Origin of the sequence: Streptomyces sp. LMG1-1-1.1 (assembly GCF_040815545.1) — a bacterium.
Classification (GTDB): domain Bacteria; phylum Actinomycetota; class Actinomycetes; order Streptomycetales; family Streptomycetaceae; genus Streptomyces.
In genome coordinates this window covers 1-8,421 of record NZ_JBFPNH010000081.1, presented here as the reverse complement: position 1 = coordinate 8,421, position 8,421 = coordinate 1, and the positions used below count along the sequence as shown (strand labels likewise).

The following is an 8,421-nucleotide window of genomic DNA, read 5'->3' as shown; positions in this document are numbered from 1 at the left end:
CCACAAGGGCCGGCAGGACTTTCAAAGGAACCTCGCCATCCGAAGATGGACGGGGTATCAACTAATCTGGCGTTGATTTTTGGCACGCTGTTGAGTTCTCAAGGTGCGGACGCTTCCTTCGTTCCTGCTTCCAGGCCCTCCGGGCGCTTCCTTCGTTTCCGACTCTATCAGATCTTTCCGATCCGATTTCCTCGGTGCTTTCCGGTCCCTTTTGCTTTCGCTCCGGGCCCTTCCGGCGTTTCCGACTCTATCAGATCCTTTCGGCGTCTGATTCCCAGTCAGCGGGGTTTGTCTTTCCGGCTGTTGGGCCGTTCCGACGTCTCAAACTCTAGCGGATTTCCCCGGCGGCTCATAATCGAGCCATTCGAAATGAATTTCGGCATGCCGAAATTCGTCCCGGTGGGGAGATCGTGCGGAGTAAGAGGTGCCGCATCAGCGGCGGGAGTGGTTGTCGAAGAACCGTTCCGGCTCGGTGACAACTCGGAGAACACTACGCATCCGGTAGGGGCGTGTCAACCCCCGCCTGGAGGGTCAGTCGAGGTCCTTCAGGCGGCCGCCGGCGTCGGGCTGGGTGAGCTCCACGCGGCGGAGGAGGCGGATGAGGACCTCGCCGAGGACGCCCCGCTCCTCGCTTGTGAGGTCCTGGAGGAGGTCCTCCTCGAAGGCGGTGGCCATGCGCATGGCCTCCAGCCACTTCGTACGGCCCTCGTCGGTGAGCTCGACGATCACGCGGACGCGGTTGTTCTCGTCGCGGTCGCGGGTGACCAGGCCTTCTCCCGCCATGCGGTCGATGCGGTGGGTCATCGCGGCCGGGGTGAGGCCGAGGCGCTTGGCGAGCTCGCCGGGGCCGAGCCGGTAGGGCTCGCCGGCGAGGACCAGGGTCTTGAGGACCTCCCACTCGGCGTTGCTGATGCCGAGGTCCGCGAGCTGGCGGCCGTACGCCACGTTCATGCGGCGGTTGAGCCGGCCGAGGGCGGAGACGACCTTCTCGACCTGGGGGTCGAGGTCGCGGAACTCGCGCTGATAGGCGGCGATCTGCTCGTCGAGGCTCGGCTCCTGGGGGGCCTGCTGACCGGACCGCTCGGTGGTGTCGGACATGCGGCGAGTATCCCACGCGCCTCGTTGGCATTGAAGTCCTTCAGTGTGTACTGTTAAGCCGTTAACTTTAGTGTTGAAGTCTTCAAGGTTCAGGGCTACACCTCTGAACCTGCGACCGAAGTGGGTGAGTGTGACCGAGGCGAGGGGCGCAGCGATGCGCCGGATTCAGGCAGGTAGCGCGCTGAGCGCGTTCGGACTCGGCTTCACGGTGCCGTACCTCTATGTGTACGTCGCACAGGTGCGGGATCTGGGTGCGGCAACGGCGGGCATCGTCCTGGCGGTCTTCGCCATGGCCGCACTGGTGGTGCTGCCCTTCAGTGGGCGGGCCATCGACCGGCGGGGGCCGGTGCCCGTGCTCCTGGTGGCCTCGGTGGTCGCCGCCGTGGGTGCGGTGGGCATGGGCTTCGCGTCGAGCGTGCCGACGGCCGTGGGCGCGGCGGCGCTGCTCGGCGCCGGTACGGCGGTGCTGCAGCCGGCCCTCGCGACGATGATCGTCTGGTGTTCGGCGCCGGTCGGCCGGACCCGGGCCTTCGCCATGCAGTTCTTCCTGCAGAATCTGGGGCTGGGTATCGGTGGTCTGATCGGCGGTCTGCTGGTCGACACGAGCCGTCCCGGCAGCTTCATCCTGCTGTTCTCGATCGAGGCGGCGATGTTCCTGGTGCTCGCGGCGATCGTGGGGACCGTGCGGATGCCCGGTTCGCCGGCGCTCCAGGGTGCGCGTCCCTCCGAGGGCGGCAAGGGCGGCGGTGTGCGGGCGCTGCTCGGGCACAAGGCGATGGTGCAGCTGTGCGTCCTCGGCTTCGTCCTCTTCTTCGCCTGCTACGGACAGTTCGAGTCGGGTCTCGCCGCGTACGGCACGGAGGCCGCCGGCATCCAGCCGTCGGCGCTCGGGTTGGCGCTGGCCGCCAACACGGCGGTCATCGTGGCCGCGCAGTTCCTGGTGCTGAAGTTCGTGGAGCGCCGCAAGCGGTCCCGGGTGATCGCGGCCGTCGGTCTGATCTGGACCGTGGCGTGGCTCATCGCCGGGTACGCGGGCCTCGGGCACGGCAGCCAGGCGATGGCGACGGCGGCGTTCGTCGCCACGTACGCCCTGTTCGGGCTCGGTGAGGCGATGCTGTCGCCGACCGTGGCGCCGCTGGTGGCCGATCTGGCGCCGGAGTCGATGGTCGGGCAGTACAACTCGGCGTTCGCGCTGGTCAAGCAGCTGGCGCTGGCCGTCGGTCCGGCCGTGGGCGGGCCCATGGGGGCCGCGCTGCACGGGCCGTACATCGTGACGTTCGTGCTCTTCTCGCTGGGCATCACGTTCCTGGCCGTGCGGCTCGGCCGGCAGCTGACCCCGGAGCAGAACCAGCCGTCGCTGGCTCCCCGGCCGTCGAAGGTCGTGGCGCGGCACCAGCCGGAGCGGAAGGTCGAGGCGGCCGCCTAGAGCGTGTCCTCCACGGCCACGCGGTCGGGGAGGGCGAACTCGCACCAGACCGCTTTGCCGCCGCCCGGTGTGCGGCGGCTTCCCCAGGACGAGGCGATCGTCGCGATGATGGAGATCCCGCGACCCGCCTCGTCTTCTGTTTCCGCCCTGCGGCGGCGCGGGAGGTGGTCGTCGCCGTCGGTGACCTCGATGATCAGGCGGCGGTCGGTGCGGCGCAGCCGCAGCCGCATGGGCGGGGTGCCGTGCTGGAGGGAGTTCGCGACGAGCTCGCTGGTGGCGAGGACGCCCAGGTCGCGGAGTTCGACGGGGAAGCGCCAGCTCGACAGGACGCCGGAGGCGAAGGCACGCGCGCGGGGCGCGGCTTCGACGCCGCCGAGGAGTTCAAGGGCCGCGTTGTGGAAGAGCTCGGCGTCCGCTCCGGCGCGCGAGGGGTGCTGGACGACGAGGACGGCCACGTCGTCGTCGTGGTCGGCGGTGACCCCCAGGGAGCGCAGGAGCCGGTCGCAGACGACCTGCGGGGTGCCGCTGGCGCCGGAGAGGGCGCGGGCCAGGGCGGCGACGCCCTCGTCGATGTCCTCGCGGCGGCGCTCGACGAGGCCGTCGGTATAGAGGACGGCGGTGGAGCCGGGCGGCAGGGCGATGGAGCCGGAGGTGTGCAGCCAGCCGCCGGTGCCGAGCGGCGGTCCGGTGGGGTCCTCGGCGCAGCGGACGGTGCCGTCCTCGTCGCGGACGAGGATCGGGAGGTGGCCTGCGGAGGCGTAGACGAGCTTGCCCTCGCTGGGGTCGTGGATCGCGTAGACGCAGGTGGCGATCTGGCTGGCGTCGATCTCGGCGGCGAGGCCGTCGAGGAGCTGGAGCACCTCGTGCGGGGGCAGGTCCAGGCGCGCGTAGGCCCGGACGGCGGTGCGGAGCTGGCCCATGACGGCGGCGGCGCGCACGCCGCGGCCCATGACGTCGCCGATGACGAGTGCGGTGCGGCCGGCTCCGAGGGTGATCACGTCGTACCAGTCGCCGCCGACGGCCGCGTCGGTGCCGCCGGGCTGGTAGGTGGCGGCGATGCGCAGGTCGTCGGGTTGTTCCAGCTCCTGCGGGAGCAGGGAGCGCTGGAGCGTGACGGCGGTCTCCCGGTGGCGGCGCTCGCTGGCCCGGAGTCGCTCGGCCGCCTCGGCGTGGTCGGTGACGTCGGCGGCGTGGACGAGGACGCCGCCGCCGTCGATGTGGGCGCTGTCCACGGGCAGGCAGGTGACCGTGTACGACCCGCCGTCCTGGGTGCGGCGCGACTTGACCGTGCGGGGCTTGCCGCTGCGCAGTACCTGGTCCATGAGCGGGAGCAGGCCGAGTTCCTCGGCCTCGGGGCAGGTGTCGGCGACGGTCGCGCCGGCGGGGCGTGGGCCGAACGCGGCGGCGTAGGCGTCGTTCACGTACGCGATGCGGTGCTCCGGGCCGTACGCGAGTGCGACCAGGCCGGGGAGGCGGCCGAGGAGCTCCCGTACGGAGAAGTCCTCCAGGGCGGGGACGTCGGCGGCCTCGGCGGCGCCGGCGAGCTGCTCCAGCTGCTGCCCGTACTCACCGCGGGCTGCGGGCACGGAGCCTTCGGTCCCCCGCGCCGCGCGGCGCTGCGTGCCGGGGAGCCGGGCGCTCCAACGGGTGAAGTTCACGGATCTGTATGCCTCGTGGTGTCGGTGCCGTGCAGAGTCACGCTGTGCAGGTGTGAGCCCACCTATGGTCACACGTCCAGTGTGGACGAGTGCACTGACAGTGATGTCAGGACGACGGCTTGTCGCCGGGGTCGGGGGGTGGGGCGGCGGCGAGTTCGAATTCGGCGCGGGGGTGTTCCAGCGAGCCGAGGGAGACGATCTCCCGTTTGAACAGGCCTGACAGGGTCCATTCGGCGAGGACCCGGGCCTTGCGGTTGAAGGTGGGCACCCGGCTGAGGTGGTAGGCGCGGTGCATGAACCACGCCGGATATCCCTTGAGCTTGCGCCCGTACACGTGTGCGACCCCTTGGTGGAGGCCGAGGGACGCGACGGAGCCGGCGTACGCGTGCGCGTACTGCTTGAGCGGCTGCCCCCGCAGGGAGGCGGCGATGTTCTCGGCGAGGACCTTGGCCTGCCGGACGGCGTGCTGGGCGTTGGGCGCGCACTCCTTGCCGGTCTCCCGTGAGGTCACGTCGGGGACGGCGGCGGCGTCGCCGGCGGCCCAGGCGTGGGCGACGCCGTCGACGGCGAGTTCGGCGGTGCAGCGGAGCCGGCCGCGTTCGTTCAACGGCAGGTCGGTGGCGGCGAGGAGCGGCGCGGGCTTCACGCCGGCCGTCCAGACGACGGTACGGGTGGGCAGGCGGGTGCCGTCGCTGAGGACGGCGACCCGGTCCTCGCAGGAGTCGAGGCGGGTCTGCAGGCGCACGTCGATGTTGCGGCCGCGCAGCTCGCGGATGGCGTACCGGCCCATCTCCTCGCCGACCTCGGGGAGGATCCGGTCCGAGGCCTCGACGAGGACCCAGCGCAGGTCCTCCGGCTTGACGTTGTGGTAGTACCGGGACGTGTAGCGGGCCATGTCCTCCAGCTCGGCGAGGGCTTCCACGCCCGCGTAGCCGCCGCCGACGAAGACGAAGGTGAGGGCGGCGTCGCGGATCGCGGGGTCGCGGGTGGAGGAGGCGATGTCCATCTGCTCGATGACGTGGTTGCGCAGGCCGATGGCCTCCTCGACGGTCTTGAACCCGATGCCGTGGTCGGCCAGGCCGGGGACCGGGAGGGTGCGGGAGACGGAGCCGGGCGCGATGACCAGTTCGTCGTAGGTGAGCTCGGTCGCGCCGGTGCCCTCCTCCTCGGTGGCGAGGGTGGCGAGGGTCGCGGTCCGCTTCGCGTGGTCGACGGACCTGACCTCGCCGATGACGATCCGGCAGCGGTCGAGGACCCGGCGGAGCGGCACGACGACGTGGCGCGGGGAGATGGAGCCGGCGGCCGCCTCGGGCAGGAACGGCTGGTACGTCATGTACGGCTCGGGGGTGACCACCACGATCTCGGCGGCGCCGGCTCTGAGCTCCGCCCTGAGCTGCCGCTGGAGGCGCAGCGCGGTGTACATGCCGACGTATCCGCCGCCGACCACGAGAATGCGCGCAGGTTCGGTCACTGTCCCATGACGCACCCCCGTCCGTGGTTTGTCCACAGGCTCGGCAAATTGTGTGACCGGAGGGGTACGGAGGCGCGGGGTGGCGCGTCATGGGTGTGCGGAGGTATCGACGCAGGTCACGGCGGGTGGAGAGGGGCGGAAAGGGGGTCGGAATCGGGAGTCTTCCGGGCCTTGCTCCGATCGGGGGGCGCACCGTACGGAACTTCCCCTTCTGAATTGACCCCGACTCAACTATGTTCGTACTTCGTCGGGGTGTCGGATCGGAGCGCGTGGACCTGAGCGCTGATCGACCGGAAACCCCGTATCAGGGCGGGGAGTCTCCGGGGGGAGACATCATGAGCGGGGGAACGCTTATGCAGATTCAGGATTCGCGATGGCCGATGGGCGCCGGGACGGCGATCGTCGACGACGGCCACGGTACGGGGGGCGCTGCCCCCGAACCGCGCAACGGAATGGTGGTGCCCGGCGGCAGGTCCGCGCCGCTGCGGGTGGACGCCCAGCGCAATCTGGAGCACGTCCTGCGCGCCGCGCGCGAGGTGTTCGGCGAACTCGGCTACGGCGCTCCGATGGAGGACGTGGCGCGCCGCGCCCGGGTCGGGGTCGGCACGGTCTACCGCCGCTTCCCCAGCAAGGACGTGCTGGTGCGGCGGATAGCCGAGGAGGAGACCTCCCGGCTGACCGAGCAGGCGCGGGCCGCGCTGGGCCAGGAGGAGGAGCCGTGGTCGGCGCTCTCCCGGTTCCTGCGGACCTCGGTCGCCTCGGGCGCGGGCCGTCTCCTTCCGCCGCAGGTGCTGCGGGTCGGCGTGGACGAGCCCTCGGTGCTGCCCTTGGCGGACGACGGTGACGACGCGGCCCGGGTGCCGTACCAGCGGGGTGTCGCCGAGCAGGCCGACGCCCGCGTGGTCGCGCCGCGTGCCGTGCCGGCGGAGGAGCGGGACGACGCGGGGGCGGCGGAGCTGCTCGAGGTCGTCGGCCGGCTCGTCGACCGGGCGCGTGAGGCGGGTGAGCTGCGGACGGACGTGACCGTGGCGGACGTCCTCCTCGTGATCGCCACGGCCGCCCCGGCGCTGCCGGACGCGGTGCAGCAGGCGGCGGCCTCAGCGCGGCTCCTCGACATCCTGCTGGAGGGCCTCCGGTCCCGGTAGGTCCCGCGGTCTTCTCCTGCGTCCCGTAGGCGGACGGCTGTTCCGTGGTCCGGGCGGACCAACGAGCATGACACGAACGTGTGAGCGGTTACGCCCGGATCCCGGAAGTCTGCCCGGACGAGTGGTAAGTGGACGCGGCGCTTCGGCGTGCCCGCGCCCTGTGGCAGTCTTGGCCGGTGTTCGGGTCTGGGCGTGCGTACGGGGGCTTCCGCGATGAGCGGTGACGGTCGGGACGAACCGCTGGGCGACGGCGGTGGCGCGGAGCCCGGGGGACTTCCCCCGAGACAGGTGCCGAGCCAGGGCGGACCCGGAGGTCTCTCCGGCACGCCGGGCGGATCCGGTGCGGCCGGCACGACGGGCGGCCCGGGTCAGGGCGGTGTGACGGGCGTGCCCGGTCAGGGCGGCGCGACGGCTCCGCCGGGATCTCCCGAACAGTTCGACCCGAGCGTGCCGCAGCAGCGGGAGGGCAAGTCCTCCGGTTCTGCCGGCGCGGTGGCCGGCGGGCTCGCCGACCGCGCGACGGCCGGACCCGGGTACCGGGACGCTCCCGGGGCGTCCCACGACGCGCCCGACGCTGCTCCCGCCACCTTTCCCGATGCCTTTCCCGACACCTTCGCCGACCCGTCTTCCGGCGGCCCTTCCGGGGCCGAGGGCGAGGACGAGTCCGACGGCGTACTGCCGCCACCGCTGCCGCTGCTGCCGTCCGACTCCGAGCTCGTGCAGCTCATGCGGGACGGCGACGGGTCCGCGTACGAGGAGCTGTTCCGCCGCCACTCCGACGCCGTGCGGCGGTACGCGAGGACCTGCTGCCGGGACGCGCACACCGCCGACGACCTGACGGCCGAGGTGTTCGCCCGCACCCTGCAGGCCGTGCGGGGCGGCGCCGGGCCCGAACAGGCCGTCCGCGCCTACCTCATGACCACCGTCCGGCGGGTCGCGGCGAACTGGGCGAGGACCCAGAAGCGCGAGCACCTCGTCGAGGACTTCGCCGTCTTCGCGGCCGAGGCCGCCCGCTCGTCCGAGGTGTCCGACCAGGACACGATGGACCTCGGCGCCGACGTCCGCGCCATGCACGAGGCCGAGCAGTCGCTCGCCATGCAGGCCTTCCGGTCGCTGCCCGAGCGCTGGCAGGCCGTGCTGTGGCACACCACCGTCGAGGAGGAGTCGCCGAGCGACGTCGCCCCCCTCTTCGGTCTCACCGCCAACGCCACGGCCGTCCTCGCCAGCCGGGCCCGCGAGGGCCTCAAGCAGGCCTACCTCCAGGCCCACGTCAGCCAGTCACTGACCGCGGAAGGCGACTGCGCCCGCTACGCGGACCGGCTCGGCGCCTACGCCCGCGGCGGGCTGCGGATGCGGGCCGAGCGGGGCCTGCGCAAGCACCTGGAGGAGTGCGCCAAGTGCCGACTCGCCGCGGGTGAACTCGCGCACGTCAACGCCGGGATCCCCGCGCTGCTTCCGGTCGCCGTCATCGGCTGGTTCGCCGCCGGGTACTCCCTCAAGGCCGCCGGGGTCGTCGCCGGTGGCACCGCCGCGGGTGCGGGCGCGGCGGCCGCCGCCTCCGGCTCCTCGGGCGGCGCGGCCTCCGGCGGGGCCGCCGCCGAGGGCCTCGGCGCGCCCGCGAAG

At 72.1% G+C, this 8,421-nt stretch carries 6 protein-coding genes; 3 read left to right on the top strand and 3 right to left on the bottom strand.

What is annotated here, in order from left to right:
* Window positions 1-531: 531 nt before the first annotated feature.
* A complete protein-coding gene (locus tag MRBLMG1_RS34930) occupies window positions 532-1,098 on the bottom strand; it encodes a MarR family winged helix-turn-helix transcriptional regulator (protein WP_367828178.1) in 567 nt (188 codons plus the stop codon).
* Between the two features lie 154 nt (window positions 1,099-1,252).
* Between MRBLMG1_RS34930 and MRBLMG1_RS34925 the strand changes: the two genes are divergently transcribed.
* Window positions 1,253-2,524, top strand: coding sequence for an MFS transporter (locus MRBLMG1_RS34925; RefSeq protein WP_367828177.1), 1,272 nt, complete (start codon window positions 1,253-1,255; stop codon window positions 2,522-2,524).
* Here MRBLMG1_RS34925 and MRBLMG1_RS34920 read toward each other — a convergent pair.
* Window positions 2,521-4,182, bottom strand: a complete 1,662-nt coding sequence (locus MRBLMG1_RS34920) for an ATP-binding SpoIIE family protein phosphatase (protein ID WP_367828176.1) — start codon at window positions 4,180-4,182, stop codon at window positions 2,521-2,523. The two genes, MRBLMG1_RS34925 and MRBLMG1_RS34920, sit on opposite strands and share 4 nt — an antisense overlap.
* 106 nt (window positions 4,183-4,288) lie before the next feature.
* Window positions 4,289-5,653, bottom strand: coding sequence for an NAD(P)/FAD-dependent oxidoreductase (locus tag MRBLMG1_RS34915; RefSeq protein ID WP_367828175.1), 1,365 nt, complete (start codon window positions 5,651-5,653; stop codon window positions 4,289-4,291).
* Between the two features lie 353 nt (window positions 5,654-6,006).
* On the opposite strand from MRBLMG1_RS34915, the gene MRBLMG1_RS34910 reads away from it, so the two are divergent.
* Window positions 6,007-6,798 (top strand): TetR/AcrR family transcriptional regulator, encoded by a 792-nt coding sequence (locus tag MRBLMG1_RS34910; RefSeq protein ID WP_414721710.1) that lies wholly within the window; start codon window positions 6,007-6,009, stop codon window positions 6,796-6,798.
* A 213-nt stretch (window positions 6,799-7,011) separates the two neighbouring features.
* The coding region (locus MRBLMG1_RS34905; RefSeq protein WP_367828173.1) for a sigma-70 family RNA polymerase sigma factor at window positions 7,012-8,421 on the top strand (1,410 nt) is incomplete at its 3' end.